Annotated in this window: 16 protein-coding genes; 13 read left to right on the plus strand and 3 right to left on the minus strand. The window is 33.7% G+C overall.

The features are described from left to right. Nucleotides 1–731: 731 nt before the first annotated feature. The 5 genes from MKX82_RS28110 (at nt 732) to MKX82_RS28130 (ending at nt 7,569) form a co-directional block, all read left to right on the plus strand. Nucleotides 732–2,084: a cytochrome ubiquinol oxidase subunit I gene (locus tag MKX82_RS28110; protein WP_127739824.1), complete on the plus strand. Its 1,353-nt coding sequence runs from the start codon at nt 732–734 to the stop codon at nt 2,082–2,084. Then, nucleotides 2,081–3,094 carry a cytochrome d ubiquinol oxidase subunit II gene (locus MKX82_RS28115; RefSeq protein WP_127739823.1) on the plus strand — a complete coding sequence of 338 codons (1,014 nt, stop codon included), beginning with the start codon at nt 2,081–2,083 and terminating at the stop codon, nt 3,092–3,094. Before MKX82_RS28110 ends, MKX82_RS28115 begins: the two co-directional genes overlap by 4 nt. Before the next feature lie 28 nt (nt 3,095–3,122). Then, entirely contained in the window at nt 3,123–4,856 is a 1,734-nt protein-coding gene (gene cydD / locus MKX82_RS28120) for a thiol reductant ABC exporter subunit CydD (protein ID WP_341081970.1), read from the plus strand. Continuing rightward, the gene (gene cydC, locus MKX82_RS28125) at nt 4,853–6,571 is read left to right on the plus strand and encodes a thiol reductant ABC exporter subunit CydC (RefSeq protein WP_341081972.1); all 1,719 of its coding nucleotides are present in this window, start codon (nt 4,853–4,855) and stop codon (nt 6,569–6,571) included. The genes cydD and cydC overlap by 4 nt, the downstream gene beginning before the upstream one ends. A 698-nt stretch (nt 6,572–7,269) precedes the next feature. Beyond that, nucleotides 7,270–7,569, plus strand: a complete 300-nt coding sequence (locus tag MKX82_RS28130; protein ID WP_341081974.1) for an ArsR family transcriptional regulator — start codon at nt 7,270–7,272, stop codon at nt 7,567–7,569. An 87-nt stretch (nt 7,570–7,656) separates the two neighbouring features. On the opposite strand, the gene MKX82_RS28135 is transcribed toward MKX82_RS28130, so the two are convergent. Next, nucleotides 7,657–9,606 (minus strand): LTA synthase family protein, encoded by a 1,950-nt coding sequence (locus tag MKX82_RS28135; protein ID WP_341081976.1) that lies wholly within the window; start codon nt 9,604–9,606, stop codon nt 7,657–7,659. A gap of 341 nt (nt 9,607–9,947) precedes the next feature. Between MKX82_RS28135 and qoxA the strand changes: the two genes are divergently transcribed. From qoxA to qoxD, 4 genes are read left to right on the plus strand one after another with little or no spacing between them, the layout of a single operon-like run. Beyond that, complete coding sequence (gene qoxA, locus MKX82_RS28140) at nt 9,948–10,865, plus strand: cytochrome aa3 quinol oxidase subunit II (protein WP_127740026.1); 918 nt, start codon at nt 9,948–9,950, stop codon at nt 10,863–10,865. A 34-nt stretch (nt 10,866–10,899) separates the two neighbouring features. Further along, on the plus strand, nt 10,900–12,846 hold the full coding sequence (gene qoxB / locus MKX82_RS28145; RefSeq protein WP_341081978.1) for a cytochrome aa3 quinol oxidase subunit I: 1,947 nt from the start codon (nt 10,900–10,902) through the stop codon (nt 12,844–12,846). Further along, nucleotides 12,846–13,442, plus strand: coding sequence for a cytochrome aa3 quinol oxidase subunit III (qoxC, locus tag MKX82_RS28150; protein ID WP_127739817.1), 597 nt, complete (start codon nt 12,846–12,848; stop codon nt 13,440–13,442). Before qoxB ends, qoxC begins: the two co-directional genes overlap by 1 nt. 1 nt (nt 13,443) lies before the next feature. Then, entirely contained in the window at nt 13,444–13,728 is a 285-nt protein-coding gene (gene qoxD / locus MKX82_RS28155) for a cytochrome aa3 quinol oxidase subunit IV (RefSeq protein ID WP_127739816.1), read from the plus strand. Nucleotides 13,729–14,099: 371 nt separating this feature from the next. On the opposite strand, the gene MKX82_RS28160 is transcribed toward qoxD, so the two are convergent. Then, nucleotides 14,100–14,300: a capping complex subunit for YIEGIA gene (locus MKX82_RS28160; RefSeq protein ID WP_341081982.1), complete on the minus strand. Its 201-nt coding sequence runs from the start codon at nt 14,298–14,300 to the stop codon at nt 14,100–14,102. 2 nt (nt 14,301–14,302) lie between these two features. Beyond that, complete coding sequence (locus tag MKX82_RS28165) at nt 14,303–15,205, minus strand: YIEGIA domain-containing protein (RefSeq protein ID WP_127739814.1); 903 nt, start codon at nt 15,203–15,205, stop codon at nt 14,303–14,305. 170 nt (nt 15,206–15,375) lie between these two features. On the opposite strand from MKX82_RS28165, the gene MKX82_RS28170 reads away from it, so the two are divergent. The 4 genes from MKX82_RS28170 to MKX82_RS28185 all read left to right on the plus strand — a co-directional run bounded on the left by MKX82_RS28170 (nt 15,376) and on the right by MKX82_RS28185 (nt 20,735). Further along, a complete protein-coding gene (locus MKX82_RS28170) occupies nt 15,376–15,540 on the plus strand; it encodes a hypothetical protein (protein ID WP_341081985.1) in 165 nt (54 codons plus the stop codon). 251 nt (nt 15,541–15,791) lie between these two features. Beyond that, nucleotides 15,792–17,789, plus strand: coding sequence for a heavy metal translocating P-type ATPase (locus MKX82_RS28175; protein WP_341081986.1), 1,998 nt, complete (start codon nt 15,792–15,794; stop codon nt 17,787–17,789). Nucleotides 17,790–17,964: 175 nt separating this feature from the next. Beyond that, a complete protein-coding gene (locus MKX82_RS28180) occupies nt 17,965–18,303 on the plus strand; it encodes an ArsR/SmtB family transcription factor (RefSeq protein ID WP_341081987.1) in 339 nt (112 codons plus the stop codon). A 185-nt stretch (nt 18,304–18,488) separates the two neighbouring features. Further along, entirely contained in the window at nt 18,489–20,735 is a 2,247-nt protein-coding gene (locus MKX82_RS28185; RefSeq protein WP_341081989.1) for a heavy metal translocating P-type ATPase, read from the plus strand. Nucleotides 20,736–20,804 lie beyond the last annotated feature (69 nt).

Consider the following 20,804-nt stretch of genomic DNA (forward strand, 5'->3'; position numbering starts at 1 on the left):
TAGTTCTAACAGTTATTTTATTATCTTGCTTGTTAAAATAGGCAAAATAAATAAGACTCTACAAGCATAGGAAACAAGGCATTGGATAAAACATTGTCTATAGAGAGGACACAAGGTCTCTATACTTCTACAATCAAAAGGGAATGGATTTTAACTAAAGAAGAGAAGTGAATGTCAGATTTGGTAACAAACTTTTGCAAAGTAAGCAAAAAAAGGGGAAATCCTTTTTTTTTATTAATTAAATAGGAACTAGGATTGGATCCTTTTTGTTTGAGTAAAAATAAAAATAGAACACTATCATAATCTTTTTGATTTCAGTCTCTAATGATGCTCTTGCTGTTTATGCCGTTTTGGAGTTTAGGAGTTCAATTTTTGTAAAGTTGAGGGTTTCGGAAGTTAGTGGTAAAAATACCCTTACGGAATTGTACACAAAACGTACACTATTTGTACACATTTTTTTATATACTTCCATGATAACATTGTATACATAGTGAAAATAGAAAAATACAATCTATCATTTACATGATTAGAATGGTTGATAGTTGTATAAGGATTATCTATAGTTCTTATAAAGAAAGAAATCCTGTTATATGAACAAGGTATTGATAAATATGTGTAAAAGTTCTTTAATGATAAATGTTTAAACCAGACAATCTATTGTTTAAGAGTATATAAGTATACAAAAACTTGTTCAGAATTTCACATAAATTAACATTTGAGGAGGCTTTAAAATGGAGTTTGATACAGTTACAATAAGTAGATTAATTACCGCTATGACACTAATTTTTCATATTGTTTTTGCTACTTTAGGCGTAGGTGTACCATTATTTATTTCGTTAGCTGAATTTATTGGTATTAAGAAGAAAGACAAACATTATGAATTATTAGCTAAACGTTGGTCCAGAGGTTTTGTGATATCTGTAGCTATTGGGGTGGTTACGGGAACGGCTATAGCCCTACAGTTATCTTTAGTTTGGCCAAACTTTATGGAGCTTGCCGGCAATGTGATTGCATTGCCGCTGTTTATGGAAGTCTTTGCATTTTTCTTTGAAGCAATTTTCCTGGGGATTTATTTATATACTTGGGATCGATTTAAAGGGAAATATACACACTGGTTATTATCTTTACCTGTCATTATCGGTGCAGGTATGTCGGCGGTATTCATTAGTACAGTGAATTCGTTTATGAATTCACCAGACGGATTTACCATGGTGAATGGTGAGTTTACTGCAGTAAATCCATTGCAAGCCATGTTAAACCCATCAACTCCCACAAGAGTCTTTCACGTCTTAGGAGGTTCATATTTAACAGTTGCTGCAATTTTAGCTGCCCTTGCTGCGTTTGCACTCTTAAAAAAGAAAGGTGCTGCAGAATATCATAAGAAAGCATTAAAAATGACTGTTATTTCTATGGTTGTGTTCTCTTTGCTAACTGCATTAGGTGGAGATTTGTCAGCAAAATACCTAGCCAAGTACCAGTCAGAAAAATTAGCAGCTGCAGAGTGGCACTTTGAAACAGAGGGTAATGCTGATCTTGTTCTTTTCGGATGGTTAAATGAAGATAATGAAGTAGTTGGGGCGATCCGAATTCCAGGTTTTTTAAGCTTTTTAGCAAATGGTGATTTTACGAGTGAGGTAATAGGGCTTGAGGAAACACCAGAAGGAGAACGACCACCATTAATCATTCACTATTTGTTTGATTTGATGGTTTCGATTGGATTATTCTTATTAGGGGTTTCGTCCTTGTATCTAGTATTAAGTAGATTTAAACGATGGGATGTCCACAACAAGTTTATATTATGGTTACTCGCTTTAGGTGGTCCACTTGCGATGTTAGCAGTCGAATTTGGCTGGGTATTTGCAGAGCTGGGCAGACAGCCATGGATTTTAAGAGGATATATGACAGTGGAAGAGGCAGCAACTAAATCTCCCTATATTGTTCACATGTTTTTCTTATTTTTAGCACTATACTTAGTGCTTGGAACCCTATTTGTCCTTACTTTAAGGAAATTATTTAAAGATAAGCCTGTGGAACTCGAATTAGAGAAATACTACCCTGAACTTAATAAGGGGGATAAAAAATGAGCTATGAAGTAATTGGGATTAGTGTATTATGGATATTTTTATATGGATATCTAATAGTGGCATCCATAGATTTTGGTGCAGGCTTTTTCGCTTACTATGCAAAAGTTACGAAACAAGATCACATTATCAATAAAATTATTTCACGTTATTTATCTCCAGTTTGGGAGGTAACAAATGTATTTTTAGTATTCTTTTTTGTTGGTATTGTTGGATTCTTTCCATCAACAGCCTATTACTATGGATCAGCATTACTTGTACCCGCAAGTTTTGCCATCATTTTGATAGCTATTCGCGGTTCCTTTTATGCTTTTGAAAATTATGGGTCAAAACAAAGTAATATTTATATGTTTCTATATGGTGCAACAGGGCTATTTATCCCAGCCTCTCTATCGGTTGCCTTAACGATTTCTGAGGGCGGATTCATTACAGAACAAAATGGACACGTATCATTAAAATACTTTGAGTTATTTACTAGTCCATTGGCTTGGAGCATTGTTGGTTTGGCTATTGTCTCTGTCCTGTTTATTAGTGCGAGCTTTATAACGTACTATGCATCAAGAGCAAATGATATACCGGCACTTCATTTAGTAAGAAAATGGGCACTTTTTTGGGCAACACCAACCATTATTATGGCACTTACAACCATGATAGCTTTAAGTCAGCGCAATCAGCAAAATTACGAAAATATGATTGATTTATGGTGGGTTTTTGGTCTATCGATGGCATTTTTCTTAATTGCGATTAGTCTATTGTATATTGGCAAGTATTATGGTGTTGCTTTTATAGCGATTATGCTGCAATTTCTTTTTGCCTTTTTTGGATACGGCATGGCCAAGTTTCCATATTTACTATATCCGCAAATCAGTATAGAAAATAGTGTTACAAATCCTTCGATGGGAATTGCACTTATTGTTGCATTTATAGCTGGACTGCTATTATTAGTTCCTTCCCTGATTTTGTTAATGCGTCTGTTCTTATTTGATGCAGATTACGCGAAGGGTAAAAAATAATGAGATTGAACAAAGGGCTGAATTGATTATGCAAAAATTAAAGCAGACCATCTGGTTATATAAAAAAAGAATTTTTCTTTTAATGGGATTAACATTAATACTTGGTATAGCCGTTATTACACAGGCTTTCGCAATGACGAATATAGTGGATGGTGTCTTCTTGAATCATCAAACCTTTTCAGCAGTTATACCATGGTTAATCCTATTATTATTCATACTATTGATTAGATCTAGTTCTGATTATCTAAGTAAACGTATCGGTGTTTCCATTGCGAGCGATGTAAAGAATGCTACGCGTAAAGAATTATTAACGAAATATGCTGGTAGCTCTATTCAGTTAGCAGAAAAAGGGCAAACAGGTAAAAAGGTTAGTATGCTGCTTGATGGTGTGGATGAGATGGATAGCTTTTATAGTCAATTTATTCCGCAAGTGATGCAGAGCACCTTTGTACCGATTTTAGTGCTAATAATCATTTTTACACAACATATCAATTCAGGTTTAATACTATTAGTTTCCGCTCCTTTTATTCCGATCTATATGATTATCATCGGAATTAAAACGCAAAAAAAATCAGAAGAGAAGTTAGAAAAACTAGCTTCTTTTTCTGGTAACTTTTTAGATGCATTAAAAGGGCTTGTTACGTTAAAGTTATTCGACCAAATAAAGCGTCAAAAAGACGAATTAGAAAAGAGTAGCTTAAGTTTTCGTGATACAACTCTTGATATATTAAAGATAGCTTTTACACAATCCTTTGCACTGGAACTTATCTCTATGCTAAGTATAGGAATTGTTGCACTGGAATTGGCTATACAGATGATTATTTATGAAAACATGTCATTCTTCACGGCCTTTTTAATTCTTATATTAGTTCCTGAGTTTTTTACTTCATTAAAAGAACTAGGAACAACATTCCATAATGGCAGAGCAAGTATGGGAGCGACGAAAAAAGTATTAGAAGAATTTGAGGAACAAGAAAACTTGTTGTTATGGGGAAAAGAAGAGCTGCCAAAGCAGGATGTTCCTCCAACTATATTCCTTGATCAAGTAGGATATACCTATCCTGTTGGGGACTTTCAATTAAAGCCGGTCACTGCTACGTTCTTGCCAAAACAAAAGATTGCCATAGTTGGTGCAAGTGGAACAGGGAAATCTACTTTACTTAACATATTGGCAGGAATGATAACTCCAGATCATGGGTCAGTTAAAATTAATAGTAGAGAGCTGACTAACTATACAGAAGCTTCCTGGTTAAATCAGATCTCTTACATTTCACAACACCCTTATATTTTTTCTGGTACGATAGCTGAAAATATATCAATGGGGATTACAGATAAGGTAGACGAAACAGCTATAGAAGAGGCTGCAAGATTGGCTGGGCTTTTACCACTTATAAAATCTTTAGAAAAAGGGTTTCAAACAGAAATAGGGGAAGCAGGCAGGGGATTATCTAGCGGCGAGAAACAAAGGGTATCCATTGCCAGAGCCTTTCTGAAAAAACCGAATATAGTTTTACTTGATGAGCCAACACGAGGACTTGATCTTGCTACGGAAAGTATCTTGCAGCAATCGATTGAAATGCTAAGTGAAAAGGCGACTGTTATAACGGTAGCACATCGATTGCATACCATTAAAAATGCAGATCAGATTCTCTATCTAGAGAATGGGCAGTTACCAGCAACTGGTACGCATGAATACTTGGTTGAGAATATCCCAGCATATAAAAAAATTGTTACCATTCAAAAAGGGGGGGCTAAACAATGAGCGCTTTGCTAAAAGTAATTAAACTAGTTTTAATAGAGAAAAAAGATATCGTTATTGCGGTTATCTGTGGCTTTATTGCTGGAATTAGTAGTGTAGGTTTATTTGCAGCAAGTGGTTATCTTATTTCTAAATCGGCCTTAACCCCTCCCTTTTATACATTAATTGTATTAACATCAACTGTAAAATTATTAGGTCTAGTTAAAGCAGGGGCAAAATACGGAGAGCGTCTTTATTCCCACAGAGCAACATTTACCATTTTAAGTAATTTGCGAGTGGCTTTTTTTGGAAAATTAACTCCACTTGTTCCAAATGTTTTTCAAAAGTATAGAAGTGGAGATTTACTAGCACGTGTAGTTGGAGACGTAGAAAGTTTACAAAATTTCTTTCTGAGAGTTTTTTACCCACCAATGGTGTTATTTCTTGTTTTTATTAGTACCATTTTCTTTGCTAGCTTCTATTCAATGGAGATTGCTGTAATCCTTTTAATTGGATTTTTATTGACCACCGTCCTTATTCCAGCGCTATTTACCTTAAGACAAGTGAAGATTAATGGCAAAGTTAGAAATGAACGTGGTGAATTATCCACATATATAACAGAAATGATGTTTGGCTTTCGTGATTTAAAGTTATTTCAACAATTACAAATAAAACAAAATCATTTAATAAGTCAATCAGAAGCCTATATTGCTCAACAAAAAGCTGAAAATATAAATAAAATATCCAGTCAATCGTTTAATGGATTTATTACCTTTGTAGTCAGCTGGTTTGTCTTAGCCTTTGGAGCATATTTAGTTACGAATGGTACATTAGAAGGGATATTTTTGGCAATGCTAGTCATGGTTTCCCTTACTGTCTTTGAGCCTGCAGCACCAATGGCCGTCTTTCCAATCTATATGCAAGAAAGCAGTAATGCTTCCAAGCGTTTATATGATGTAGTAGAAGACCCAGACATACAGGTTAATGAGACTAAGGCGACTATATTTAAATTACCGGATAATGCCCCATCACTACACTTTAAAGAAATCCAGTTTACACACCAAGGCGATTGGCGGACAACAATTCCTAATCTTTCATTAACGATACCATCTAAATCGAAAGTAGCAATTGTAGGTGCAAGTGGTTCTGGAAAATCCACATTACTGCAAATTGCCTTAAAGTTACTACAAGTTCAAAACGGTAAAGTATTCTGGGATAAACAAGATACAGCAAGTATTGCAGGCGAAGCAATCTGGGAACAAGCAAAGGTAGTGTTGCAGGAAAATCATTTCTTTTATGGTACCATCCGAGAAAATCTAAAATTAGCTGGAGCTGAACTTACAGATGATCAGTTGAAAGCTGCCTTAACTAACGTAAATCTTGAACAATTTTCATTAGATCAGCAAGTATTAGAAAACGGTGAAAATCTTTCAGGAGGAGAAAAACAGCGATTAGCCATTGCTAGAGCTTTCCTAAAGAAAGGACATCTGTGGTTATTAGATGAGCCCACTTCATCATTAGATGCACTGACAGAACAAAGTATTTATCAGCGACTTTTCGAATATGCAAAAGAGGATACTTTAATACTAATCAGTCATAGGCTGCAAGGATTAGACAGAATGGATCTAATTATTGTAATGGACCAAGGAAATATTATAGAATACGGTTCCTACCAAGAGCTTTTGAACAAACAAGGATATTTCTTTCAAATGAAAACATTAGAAGAAAGTTTACTTTAAAAAGGAATAAATAATAGACAAGAGTGTGAAAAACGCCAACTATGCACTAGATATAAGAGCTATTGTAATTTGGTGTCGTTTTTTCACCACAATTATTAATAATATGTGTAGTATAATGAATATCAGATTAGCCAGTTCCTCCTAGGTAACTGGCTTTTTGAATTGTTGTACTGGAATTTTTGCAGAAAGGGGTATTTGCTGATTCTAAGAAATATGTACAATGTTCATAAGTTTTGCTTGAAATAACATATTTTTTTGATAACCTAATTTTATAAAAAAGTTTCAAGGATTCCTATATCAACCACTTATTATTCCCATAGACCTGACCTTAATCTCCATACTCTTTAAAACATTCAGATTATAATTTGATTCTTCATAAGTTGTCAATTTTCCCATCAAATTCATTGAAAGCGGTTGAGAGGCATATTAAAAATATCCCAGGCAGTTTAACAAATTAGAAGTCCTAGATAAGGTTTGTTACTGTATGCAATCTAATTGTTGCACTACTTATCCTAAGAAGTGGCTATTAAGTTACTAAAGGTTACTGAGGAACTTATAATAATCCTACTAATAAATTTGGTGGTATAAAGTTTGACAAATACAAGGATATTCATATATTCTATATATGAATGAGTGCGCATGTAAGAATATAGATGTGCATTCTAATTTATTTTTTAGAAAGATGGTGGGATAAGTAAATGAAAAGAGATATCAACTCTTTGTTATCTGATGAAAATATAAAGGGACTTTCACGTCTTTGTAAAGTACTTACAAATCCAACAAGAATAAAAATATTATCTTTGATATATAAAAAAGAGTTAACAATAAATCAGATTTCTGACAGACTGAAAATGTCTAGTTCTATGATATCTAATCAAGTAAACTATTTAACAAATGTAAAATATATTGAGTGTAGAAAAGGGTCAGAGAATTTTTATAGACATGACGACGAAGAACTAATTATTACAATAAACCAATTATTAAAACAAGGATATTAATAATATCAAATACCAAAGTTATATTTCATCCAACAGAAGAACCTATCCAGTAAGTTACTGGATAGGTTCTTCTGTTGGATATGAAATTTATTCTTTATCATTATCAGTTCTTGTATAAAAGTAATCATTTGGATCTATCGGTTTAAAGTTTTTAGGAGTATAGAATCTTAAAAGATCACCATTTACTACTTTATCGGAAAGAGAAAGGGTGGTAGTGACCTTATCTAGAAGCCTTTTTGCCTCAATGGTTTGCTCATCCTGTATTACCTTTCCCGTTTTTGAATTGTAAAATTTTTCATCAATTGATGATATGGTTGGACTTACAAAGTCACCGTTTCTAAATGGTACAAGTTCATTATGGTCTTCAGATAAAAGGTCTGTCCCAAATTGAATATATTTTTTCGTATCAATACCCAGAAGATGTAATAGTGTTGGCAACAGGTCAATTTGTCCACCATACTCTTCAATCGTTCCACCTTTTTGGCCGGGTACACGAATGAATAAAGGAACACGCTGTAGTGCAGCTGATTCAAAGGGAGTTACTTCTTTTCCAATCACTTTCTCCATTGCTGTATTATGATTCTCGGAAATTCCGTAATGGTCTCCATACATGATGATAATGGAGTTATCATATAAACCAGTTTTCTTTAAGTAATCAAAGAAGTTATTTAAAGCCTCATCTGCGTAACGTGCCGTTTGAAAATAGTTGTCTACAGATTTATCTCCTGTAGTAGCTGGTTCTATAGAAGTTTCCTCTTGATTCATCGTATAAGGATAATGATTGGAAACGGTGATAAACTTAGCATAAAATGGCTGTTTAAGAGAATTAAGTAAAGGAACGGACTTTTGAAAAAATGGCTTGTCCATAATACCATACCCGGTCATTTGTTCAGGATCTACGTCATCATAATAGCTTTCATCAAAGAAATTAGTATAACCTAAAGATTTATACATTTCGTTTCTGTTCCAAAAGCTACCCGCGTTACCATGAAAAACGGCAGAAGTATAGCCTTGTTGTCCTAAAATACCAGGTGCAGCTTGGTATGAATTACCACTTTTAGTTGTAAAGGCAGAACCCCTAGACAAGCCGTAGAGTGAATTTTCTATCATAAATTCAGCATCAGAGGTTTTTCCTTGTGCTGTTTGATGGAAGAAGTTATTAAAATATAAAGTATTTTCATCTTCTGTTAGTGAGTTTAAAAACGGAGTAACCTCTTCGCCGTTTAAACTATAGTTTATAACAAAATTTTGAATGGACTCTAAGTGGAAATATATAACGTTCATTCCTTTACCAATACCAAAGTATTCTGGGTTAGGCTTAGCATAATTTGCTTGAGTAAAGTTAACAACTTCTGTTATTTCGTCACTTGATGCTAATACCCTTTGTGCGGAAGCTCTTGTACTTTGTATACCATCATAAATAGTGTAGTTATATAAACCTAAGTACTTTACAATATAATTTCTATCAAATCCTCTTGTTAATAATTGTGGCCTATCTGTCTCCGCTAAAATCAAATTACCTACAGACAAGAGTAAACCAATAGCAAACAAACCCAGTTTCTGCTTTCTTTTTAAGTTTCTATTGTCGATTTTAATAAATTTCACTGCAAATAAAATTAGTAACATAATAAAATCAAAAAAGAATAGAAAATCATACGGTTTTAATAATGAAGAGAGGCTACTACTTACATCACCAAAGTTTTGAGTTTGGGTTAAAGTTGGCAGGGTAATGAAATCATTAAAAAAACGATAGTATAGAACATTTGCATACAATAAGAATGATAGAAAGAAATATAAGCCAAATAGTAGAAAATATTTTTTTCGTCCTTTAAATAGCAATGCTATGCCTAAAAATAATAAAGAAGAACCAAGCGGGTTTAAAAATAATAAAAACTGCTGTAAGAGGTTTTCAATCCCTAATTTAAATTGTGTTATTTGTACAAAGTAGGTCTTTAACCATATTAAAAATACCATAAAAAGATAAATAACCATGATATTATTTAATTTTTTAAATTTATTAAGGTAGCTAGTTTCCATATTTACACCTCTTTTATGTCTATTGTATCTCACTTGACGATTAACTTAATATGTCTAAGTGAACATGTATTATTATAATACATTTTGTTTTATATTGAATAGCAAAAACACAGAAGTATCTGGTAACTAAATAATAAAATGGAAAAATATTACTTCTTAATTTCGTCACAATTACATTTATTTTTATATGTTACCATTATAAAGATAGTGAAAATATCAGATTTAAATGAATGATTGCACATATATATTTATTTAAATATGGTTAGGTGTGCATGTAGTGATTAAGTGTGAGGGGGGATAAGACTTTATTAATCAAATTTTTTAAAGAAAGGATACAGATGATGAAAACAAAAAAGATTGTTTATTTTACAGCTATATTAAGTCTTGTTCTTTTAACAGGGTGTGAGCCTCTAATGGTTTTGGATCCAAAAGGCCCACAAGGAAGAATAACTGCCGATATTATTAAGATATCTATATGGACAATGGCTATCGTAGTAGTTTCTGTATTAGCTTTATATTCTTATATGGTATGGAAATACAGGGCTTCCAAACAAAAAGAGGATTACGAACCGCCTCATATTGAAGGTAGCATAAAATTAGAAATAATTTGGACAGCTATACCTATTCTAATTGTTGCTTTTTTATCCTTCATAACAATCAAATCTACCTATGAAGTGGAAGATATACCAAAGGGATATAGTCAAGAACCACTTGTTATTTATGCGTCGTCATCCAATTGGAAGTGGCACTTTAGTTACCCAGAAGAGGATATAGAGACAGTTAACTACCTCTTTATTCCTACAGACCGACCAATACAGTTTAAGTTATATTCTTACGGACCTATCTCTAGCTTTTGGATCCCGCAATTAGGTGGCCAGAAATATGCAATGGCTGATATGCTGAACACCTTAAATCTAGCTGCAGATGTACCAGGTGAATATCCAGGTCGTAATGCAAATTTCACTGGAGAAGGATTTGCTCAGCAAACTTTTAATGTTCAGGCAATGCCGGAGGATGAATATAAGGAGTGGGTAACAGAAGTAAAAAGTACAGCAGAAAAACTAACAGAGGAAAAATTTAATGAATTGTTAAAACCTGGTCATTTGGGTCAGTCAACTTATAATGGAACTCATTTGGGCTTTTCTCCACCGCCTCATGATATGAAAGCGAATACGGAAGATGAAGAAAAAGGGAATTCCGCAGATTCAAATGAGACAGGTAATATGTCAGATACGAACATGGATGGTATGAACCATTAATAATAAATCTTTTTCCTGAAAGGAGTACTACCGTATGGATTTTTTCGATAGATTTGCTGTTCCAAATCCAGGGCCAACAATCTATGCTTCTATGGTTGCAATAGCCCTTACCGTTATAGGGACATTAGTGTTTATAACGTATACAAAAAAGTGGGGGTATTTATGGCGAGAGTGGTTAACAACTGTAGATCATAAAAAAATAGGTATTTTATATTTAATCTCAGCATTATTAATGCTTTTCCGTGGTGGAGCCGATGCCATTATGATGAGGGCGCAAACAGCGGTTCCAGATAATAATTTATTAAATGCTCAGGAATATAATGAAATCTTTACTACACATGGTGTAGTTATGATTATATTTATGGCGATGGCATTTATCATGGCTCTTATGAACTTTGTAGTACCGCTGCAAATCGGTGCGAGAGACGTCGCCTTTCCAAGGCTAAACGCAGTTAGTTTTTGGTTATATTTCTTTGGAGCCATGTTATTCAATATTTCTTTCGTAGTTGGAGGTTCACCAGATTCTGGTTGGTCTTCTTACTTCCCATTAGCCGGAACTGAGTTTAGTAAATCTGTAGGTACGAATTATTACATGACTGCACTACAAATTTCTGGAATAGGTACATTAATAACAGGTATTAACTTTGTTACTACTATCTTAAAAATGAGAGCTCCAGGTATGACTCTTATGAAAATGCCGATGTTTACTTGGTCAGCACTGATTACAAACTTAATCATTGTATTTGCCTTTCCTATTTTAACCATTGCATTAATCATGGGAACAATGGATCGACTGTTTGGTACGAACTTCTTTACAACCACTGATGGTGGGATGGATATGCTTTGGGCTAACCTATTTTGGGTGTGGGGGCATCCAGAAGTATACATCCTCATATTGCCGGCTTTCGGTATATACAGTGAAATTATTCCAACCTTCGCTAAGAGAAATTTATATGGATATAAATCAATGGTAATATCGATCGTTGCAATTTCTGTACTTTCCTTCTTAGTATGGGTTCACCATTTCTTTACAATGGGACAAGGTGCATTAGTAAATAGTATATTCTCTGTAACTACAATGGCTATTGCGGTACCAACAGGTATTAAGATTTTCAACTGGCTGTTTACCTTAAGAAAGGGGAAAATACAGTTTACGGTTCCTATGCTATATTCTCTAGGATTCATCCCTATTTTCACAATAGGTGGAGTGACTGGAGTAATGCTTGGAATGGCAAGTGCTGACTACCAATACCATAATACAATGTTTCTAGTAGCTCACTTTCACTTAGTAATTATTCCTGGGGTTGTTTTTGCAATGCTTGCTGGGTTGACTTATTGGTGGCCAAAGATGTTTGGATACATGCTAAGCGAAAGAATTGGAAAATGGGCTTTCTGGTTTATTTCTATAAGCGTCTGTGTCACTTTCTTCCCAATGTTCATTTCAGGATTAGATGGGCAGGCACGAAGAATGTATACCTATTCTGAGTCAACAGGTTTTGGTATATGGAATATGATCTCCTTTATAGGAGCTTTAGGACTATTAGTAGGGTTTGTCCTAATAGTTTACAATATTCTTTACAGCTTCAAGAATGCACCAAGAAATATTTCTTCCGACCCATGGGATGCAAGATCTTTAGAATGGGCAACTAAATCACCTGTCCCAGAGTACAATTTTGCTATAACTCCTACAGTTGATTCAACAGAAGCATTTTGGGATTCAAAGAAAAAGGGTTATAAGTTATTTAAAGGGAAAGTAGATAAAATTCATATGCCAAATAACAGTGGCATGCCTTTTGTTCTAGGTTTTATCTTCTTTGTTTGGGGATTTGCCTTTGTATTTGCACTTTGGATTTTATTAATTTTAGCAACAGTAGCTATCTTTATTTGTTTAGCATTTAGATCAAACGAAAAAGATAACGGAAGATATATTCCTAAGGAAACAGTAGAGAAAATAGAAAATTCGTTAGGAGGTCCGAAATAATGAAAATAGATCATACTTTGCCTCTTGAATATAGTACAGAACAAAATCGGTTAAATATACTTGGTTTTTGGATATTTCTAGGAGCGGAAATTGCGTTGTTTGGAACACTTTTTGCCTCCTACTTTACTCTCGTTGATCGGACAGGATCTGGACCAACAGGTGCTGAAATATTCGAGATATTACCAGTGATTATTGAAACGATACTGTTATTGGCAAGCAGTTTTACCATTGGCCTTGGTATAAATGCTATGAGATTAAGAAAGCAGAAAGCAATGGTCACTTTTTTTGCTCTTACGTTATTACTCGGCTTAGCATTCTTGGGAGTCGAAATTTATGATTTTGTTGTTTATATACATGAAGGCGCTACTCTTCAAACTAGCGGATTTACTGCCATTCTCTTCACTCTTTTAGGAACTCATGGAGCTCACGTAGCATTTGGAATTCTTTGGGGAACAATGATTATTTTGCAGGTAATAAGAGATGGGATAAATGAAAGAACTGCCAATAAAGCTTTTATATTCTCACTATATTGGCATTTTATCGATGTAGTTTGGATCTTCCTTTATAGTTTTGTGTTCTTGAAAGGAATGATGTAGAATGGGTGAATTATTTCCAAAGAAACATGTGATTGGGTTTGTGTCTTCCTTAATATTAACCGCAATTGCACTAACTGTTTATTTCTTGGATATGTCATTTGCTGTTGGATCTACTATATTACTAGTTACTGCCTTTATTCAGGCAATTGTACAATTAGTAATCTTCATGCATGCAGGTGAATCAAAAGATAAAAATGTAATATACATTAATATTTATTACGGAGTTTTTATCGCCTTGGTAACTGTTTTTGGAACACTTTTAACTTTAATTTGGGGATATTATTAATAAAGATAAAATAATTTATGTATTGTATTCTAAGCTGGGCATGGTTTAATATGTCCAGTTTTCTTTTTTATTTGGTAAGTTATGCAGCCGTTGGTCATATTCAAAGTTTTTTTATTGTTACCTGTTTTGGCATAAATTTGCTTGGTTGTTTGCGGAAATTTATGCTTTCTAATAGTAGGTGGATAAAGGGTTATCCTACTAACATTAGAGATTATAGCAGCAAAGTTAATTAAGAAAATTTAAAAGAGACATTATCGAATAGGTAAGGTTTAAGAATCTTTTATACCTATAAAATTAGGAAAAAAGGACAAAGTAAAATCTTCTTATTATAATTCCAAGATATCTCAGTCGAAAGCACTTAACTCTTAAAATTAGCGATCAGCAGTTATAACAAGATATAAACCATTACTTAATTTTACTGTATCCCCTCTAACAGCTAGTGCTACTTCCCTTACTAACGATTGCTGTTCATTCTCTTCTTTTGCCTGAATGAAAAGAGCATTTCCAGAGTTAATTGTTTCATTTGTATGACTACTGCTTCCAATAACGGCAAAAATTTTAATGTCTTCCACATTTATTTCTCCTTTTTTTGTAAATATTTATGATTCTTTTGGACTGTTTCAAGAACAGGGGTGCGAAGAATAGAAGAAATCATATTATCAATATTATGAATTATAGGTACGATTACAAAAGCAATTCTTCCGTTAGAATAATCTTTTCTGGTAAAATGGTACCTTTTTAAGCCAAGAGTTCTGGTGATTTCAAATAAAATAGCTTGTCTTTGGCCAAAATTATCAAGGAAGATTCTATAGTGTTCTTGTTTAGGGCTTAAAATAACAGCTATCCCCTCTTGAAGTATCATCTCTTGCCCACGAATACTACCTATACGATTAGAAATAAACATATCATCTGCATAAAGCTCGTTATTTTTTATAATTATCTTTGCTTGGTTTACTACTGCAAAATCAGATATAGTTTTTCCTTTTGAGAAACGGACTAAGATTAAAAAGATTAAAATCCCCCCTAATATTCCCAAGCTTATACGGATGAACACTGGCATTGTTTCGAGTGACTCAGCTATGACACTTATTGTTAATGCAACAAATAAAGCTATATAATTTCTCGCCTCGTAGGTCTTCGAAATACCATCGATATAAGCACTTCCGCGTTTTGTGTATTCGGTTTCTTCTAAGGATTTTAGGCTGTCTTGTTCTAACTTTCTAACACCCTGAAATTGAGTTATTGCCAAAGCTAAAAAAGTAGCAGCTGTAACGTTATTTGTCATTATTGCAGGGATGAAAATTGCCCCTAATGTTGATGCAACAAAACCAAGTGCAATTTGGCTAAGAACCCCATTTGGATAGGTGGGATATTGTCTATAGTCCTCTCTTAAAATAAGTACTCTAGCAAGTGTACCACCAATTATTCCTATAATAATTAAAATTAAATGTGGGGTAGATAGAATTTGTGCTCTCATTTTTTCCCCCTCCTCATATCTACTTTTCAAAAATATTATCTCCGCAAATGAATAATGTATTCAGGTTTATAATAATAAAATGAACTTTGTATGGTTGGAGAAAATTTCAAAAAAAATCATTCATATTAAAGTTTAGTTTAGATAAAAATAGATTTGGGAGGTGAAAAAATATGTTTAATAAAAATAAGTTTTTAGGTGTAATAAATAATATGGGATATCCAGATGATATAAGTCTGTTAAATAATTTAGGAATTAAAGAATCAAACGAGCCATTCATTGAAATAAATAGTCCATTTGAGATGAAAGAACCAGTTGAAATTAGAGAACCACAGTAATATAAAGCAATGAATACACTGAGAAAAAACTCTGATTAAAATATTGAACAGAGTTTTTTCTCATAAAATTAGGATAAGTTAAATTTATATTGGATTTCTATTGATTATTATTTTATTTTCTACCACTTAGGATAAATGAAACGAGGATTCACTTAATAAAGCCTATAATATTTTAAAGAAATTGTTTCAATATCTCATATTTAAGGAAATACTACACTGAAATAACGAACCAGCCAATGGAGGTAATTAGTTTGGAGAATAAAAAGCAGAAAGATTCAATTCATAAAGGAGAAAACCATGAAAATAATCACCATCACGGAGGAATCTTTGGAGGTAATACAGAACTTATTTTTTCATTACTATGTGGTGCCTTATTAGGAATTGGTTATCTGATAAGTATAACGAAAGATAATGTCAGTTTAATATCCATTACTTTGTATGTTATAGCGTATTTTTTTGGCGGATTTTTTACGATTAAAGAAGCTATTTCATCTATAAAAAAAGGAAAATTTGAAATAGACTTTCTAATGATCTTGGCAGCAATTGGGGCAGCTTTTCTTGGTGAATGGGCTGAAGGTGCATTGTTACTGTTTCTGTTTAGTGCAGGACATGCACTAGAACATTTTGCGATGAATAGAGCACGTAACTCAATATCTGCCCTTGCTGATATTGCCCCTAGAACAGCTATTGTACGAATTGGAAAAGATCAAAAAGAAGTGCCTATAGAGGATTTGACAGTCGGGGATATTGTAATTGTAAAGCCAAATAGCAAAATATCAGCTGATGGAGTTGTCGTGAAAGGTAAGAGTAGTGTTAATCAAGCTCCAATAACGGGTGAGAGCATGCCTGTTGATAAAATTCCTATAAGTAATCCAGATAATATATCGGAGAAAAATCTACCTTCTGAAAGTAGAGTGTTTTCTGGAACGATTAATGGTACTGATACTTTAGAAGTTAAGGTATTAAAAGAAGCTAACGATTCGACTTTAAGTCGTTTAATAAAATTAGTGAAAGAAACGGAATCACAGAAATCGCCTACTCAATTATTTACTGATCGTTTTGAGAAGTATTTTGTCCCAGCTATACTTATATTGGTGTTTTTACTTCTTTTTGCTTTTCTTGTTTTAGATGAAACATTTAGTGAAAGCTTTTATCGGGCAATGGCAGTTTTGGTTGCAGCAAGCCCTTGCGCATTAGCTATTTCTACGCCAAGTGCTGTATTAAGTGGAGTAGCAAGAGCTGCTCGTGGAGGTGTATTAATAAAAGGTGGGTTACCTCTTGAAAATTTAGGAGAATTAAAAGCAATAGCCTTTGATAAAACAGGAACATTGACTGAGGGTAAACCAAAACTAAATAAAATCGTAACTGTTAATAATGTTAGTGAGGAAGAGTTATTATTAACTACTATTGCGGTAGAGAAATTAAGTGATCATCCACTAGCAGCCGCCATAGTAAAAGGTGGAGTAGAGAAACTCGGAAATAGACCAATAGAAGAAGCAGATAGTTTAAAAGCCGTTACGGGAAGAGGTGTTACGGCACAGTTAAATAATGAAACCATTTATATTGGAAACAGAAGTTTATTTGAGGAGCACCTCTCCATTAGTTTACCCGATGATTTATCAAACAGTTTAAATGAATTGGAGTCAAATGGAAATACTGCGATGATAGTAAAAAAAGAAGAAATGTTTCTGGGTATTATTGGACTGATGGATATTCCAAAAGAAGAGGCTGAATCTGTTATTAAAAGTTTGCGGAAGTACGGAATAAAACGAATGATAATGATTACAGGTGATAATCAACGAGTAGCGGATAGTATTGCGAAATTAATCGGAATTAAAGAGGCTTGGGGAGGACTACTACCTGAAGATAAGGTTAAAGCAATAAATGATCTTAAAGAAACTGAAAAGAAGGTTGCTATGGTAGGGGATGGTGTTAATGATGCTCCTGCTATGGCAAAAAGTTCTGTTGGTATTGCAATGGGTGCTGCAGGGTCAGATGTTGCGTTAGAAACAGCAGATATCGCCTTGATGGCAGATAATTTAAATGATTTACCTTTTGCAATAAATCTAAGTAGGAAAAGTAAATCCATAATAAAGCAAAATTTATGGATAAGTTTAGGCGTTACTGCTTTCCTGATACCTGCAACTTTATTTGGTTTTACTGGAATTGGGTTAGCAGTTTTAATACATGAGGGATCCACAATACTTGTTGTTTTTAATGCATTAAGACTTTTAGCTTTAAAAAAATAATTTTCTGTATACCACAAATAATATTTAAATACGGGAAGGTAAAGTAGTTTAGATTAATGTGTAATATATCCCATTAGAATTATAGTAAACAGTTGCTTTTTTTAGTAAATAAAAAAGGGGAATTATATATTTATGCTATAATAGAGAAATTAGAACTAAATAAGGGGATTACATAATGGGATCTTTACATGAAAAAAATGAGGGGAATACAAAACAATATAGAAATCAACTGGATGAGGAAACATTATTTATAGTGTCTCAAACGTTTAAGGCTCTTTCTGAACCAACACGGATAAAAATATTGCATTTGTTAGCAGAAAGACCGCACTCTGTAAATGAAATAGCAGAAAGGTTGGAGATGTTACAATCAACTGTTTCTCATCAATTAAGTTTTCTGAAAAATTTGAGGCTTGTTAAATATAAAAGAGAAGGAACTACTATGATTTATTCGTGTGATGATGCGCATGTAATGGGTGTATTAGAACAAATGATTGATCATGCACAACACCATTAATAAGAAGATTATTTAGAAAGAATATGGGGTAAAAGGATGGTGGAGTTTATACCATCCTTTTTTATTCTTAAAAGTTGATAACCATTGACACTTGTTTTGGATAGTATATAATACATATATGGTTATATGAATATTTGGTCATATATAAGTTTTTCGAACGCTTGTAGAAAGGGGAAAGAGTATTTATGGAAGAAGTCAGACAACAGTTAAAAAAGGAATTTTTATTAGAGGGTCTTGACTGTGCTAACTGTGCAATGAAAATTGAAAGAGGAGTTTCGTCTATAAATGGTGTAAAGGATTGTAATGTGAATTTTGCTACACAGACAATATCCTTGCGATACGAAAGTAACGAAGAAGAAAGTATATTATTAAATACAAAGAAAACAATTAATCGTTTAGAGCCACATGTTAAGTTAGTTGAAAAACAAAGTGGGAGAAAGAATACTAAACTCATAAGCCATGGTCATGCTCATAGCCATAATCATGACCATTCCCACAATGATGCAAATGACCATAATCATGGCCATTCCCATTCCCATTCCCATTCCCATTCCCATGAGCATGGAAGTAATGATATCAAAAAAATGATTAGTCGTTTATTCTTAGGTGGACTAATTTTTGGTTTAGGGATTTTTGCGCCAATAACAGGAATGACCGAATTGATGGTGTTCTTACTTGCATATGTTATAGTTGGTGGCGATATTGTATTAAGAGCAATAAAAAATATAACAAGAGGGCAGGTCTTCGATGAGCATTTCCTTATGGCTATTGCTACAATCGGTGCTTTTGCTATTCAGGAGTATCCAGAAGGTGTAGCCGTAATGCTATTTTATCAGGTCGGTGAGCTATTCCAATCAATTGCAGTTAATCGTTCTAGAAAATCAATCAGCAGTTTAATGGATATTCGACCAGACTTTGCCAATCTTCAAGTTGGATTAGATGTCAAAAAAGTATCACCCGAAGATGTTGAAATTGGCGATATTATTGTAATTAAACCTGGAGAAAAGGTTCCATTAGATGGTGTTATATTAGAAGGAACTTCGAGCGTTGACACATCTGCATTAACAGGGGAATCAGTGCCACGTGATGTAACTGTGGGAAGTGATATATTAAGTGGTTTTATTAACAAAAATGGTCTTCTGACGGTAGAAGTAAAAAAAGAATTTGGAGAATCAACTGTTTCTAAAATTTTAGAATTAGTACAAAATGCTAGCAATAGAAAAGCTAAAACGGAGAACTTTATCACTAAATTCGCTCGTTACTATACACCAGTTGTTGTAATTATTGCATTACTGTTAGCTATTGTTCCACCCTTACTTTTTAGTGGAGCTACCTTCTCAGACTGGGTATATAGAGCCCTTATCTTTTTAGTTATTTCCTGTCCTTGTGCTTTAGTTGTTTCTATTCCTTTAGGCTTTTTCGGTGGAATTGGAGCAGCCTCTAAAAAAGGAATATTAGTAAAAGGTAGTAACTATTTGGAAGCACTTAATGATGTTAAGTATGTCGTATTTGATAAAACAGGAACCCTTACAAAAGGTGTATTTGAAGTAGACTCGGTTTATCCTGTTAATGGATACTCAGAGGAAGAAATAATTAAGTTTGCTGCTTATGCTGAAACACACTCCAATCATCCAATTGCTGACTCAATTAGAAAGGCATTTGGAGATAAGATAAAAGAAGAATTAATTCAAGACTATAATGAAATAGCTGGTCATGGTATTTCTATAGTGGTGGACGGAAAAGAAATACTAGCTGGAAACGATAAGCTTATGCAAAAAGAAAAGGTTGATTTTTATCGGAATAACGAAATTGGTACGATTGTTTATGTTGCATACGATAAACAATTCGTAGGTTCCATTGCAATTTCAGACCAAATAAAAGCGGACTCCTATAGCGCGATACAAACACTAAAAAGAATAGGCATCAAGAAGACCGTAATGTTAACAGGGGATTCTAAAGTGGTTGGAAAAAGGGTAGGAGAATTACTTGAGGTAGATGAGGTTCATGCAGAGTTACTTCCGCAAAATAAAGTAGAAGAAATAGAGAAATTAGATGCTTCTAAGAATGCTAAAGACAAAATTTTGTTTGTTGGAGACGGTATTAATGATACTCCAGTATTAGCTAGAGCAGATGTAGGAATGGCTATGGGGGGGTTAGGTTCAGATGCAGCAATTGAAGCGGCTGATATTGTTATTATGACAGATGAACCTTCTAAAATAGCCACGGCAATCTCACTTGCTAAGCGGACTAGACGTATTGTATGGCAAAACATTATTTTCGCATTAGGAGTAAAGGCAATCTTTCTATTGTTAGGGGCTTTTGGTATTGCAACAATGTGGGAAGCCGTATTTTCTGATGTAGGAGTTACACTTATCGCAGTATTGAATGCTATGAGAATACTAAAAGTAACAAATGATGAACCTTTTTCTTAAATCTTTATAATTAGTTAAAAACAGCATCATTATCTTAGTAACTAAGCTGATAATGATGCTGTTTTTTAT

The sequence above is a fragment of the Niallia sp. FSL R7-0271 genome (genome assembly GCF_038005785.1).
Lineage (GTDB): Bacteria > Bacillota > Bacilli > Bacillales > Cytobacillaceae > Niallia.

Excerpts from the sequence above, each read along its gene's own strand:
- MKX82_RS28165 (WP_127739814.1), bottom strand. The coding sequence starts at position 15,205 with ATGAGAGCACAAATTCTATCTACCCCACATTTAATTTTAATTATTATA.
- qoxC (WP_127739817.1), top strand. The coding sequence starts at position 12,846 with ATGAAAATAGATCATACTTTGCCTCTTGAATATAGTACAGAACAAAAT.
- MKX82_RS28115 (WP_127739823.1), top strand. The coding sequence starts at position 2,081 with ATGAGCTATGAAGTAATTGGGATTAGTGTATTATGGATATTTTTATAT.
- qoxD (WP_127739816.1), top strand. The coding sequence starts at position 13,444 with ATGGGTGAATTATTTCCAAAGAAACATGTGATTGGGTTTGTGTCTTCC.
- MKX82_RS28185 (WP_341081989.1), top strand. The coding sequence starts at position 18,489 with ATGGAAGAAGTCAGACAACAGTTAAAAAAGGAATTTTTATTAGAGGGT.
- qoxA (WP_127740026.1), top strand. The coding sequence starts at position 9,948 with ATGAAAACAAAAAAGATTGTTTATTTTACAGCTATATTAAGTCTTGTT.
- MKX82_RS28180 (WP_341081987.1), top strand. The coding sequence starts at position 17,965 with ATGGGATCTTTACATGAAAAAAATGAGGGGAATACAAAACAATATAGA.
- MKX82_RS28170 (WP_341081985.1), top strand. The coding sequence starts at position 15,376 with ATGTTTAATAAAAATAAGTTTTTAGGTGTAATAAATAATATGGGATAT.
- MKX82_RS28130 (WP_341081974.1), top strand. The coding sequence starts at position 7,270 with ATGAAAAGAGATATCAACTCTTTGTTATCTGATGAAAATATAAAGGGA.
- qoxB (WP_341081978.1), top strand. The coding sequence starts at position 10,900 with ATGGATTTTTTCGATAGATTTGCTGTTCCAAATCCAGGGCCAACAATC.
- cydC (WP_341081972.1), top strand. The coding sequence starts at position 4,853 with ATGAGCGCTTTGCTAAAAGTAATTAAACTAGTTTTAATAGAGAAAAAA.
- MKX82_RS28135 (WP_341081976.1), bottom strand. The coding sequence starts at position 9,606 with ATGGAAACTAGCTACCTTAATAAATTTAAAAAATTAAATAATATCATG.
- MKX82_RS28110 (WP_127739824.1), top strand. The coding sequence starts at position 732 with ATGGAGTTTGATACAGTTACAATAAGTAGATTAATTACCGCTATGACA.
- cydD (WP_341081970.1), top strand. The coding sequence starts at position 3,123 with ATGCAAAAATTAAAGCAGACCATCTGGTTATATAAAAAAAGAATTTTT.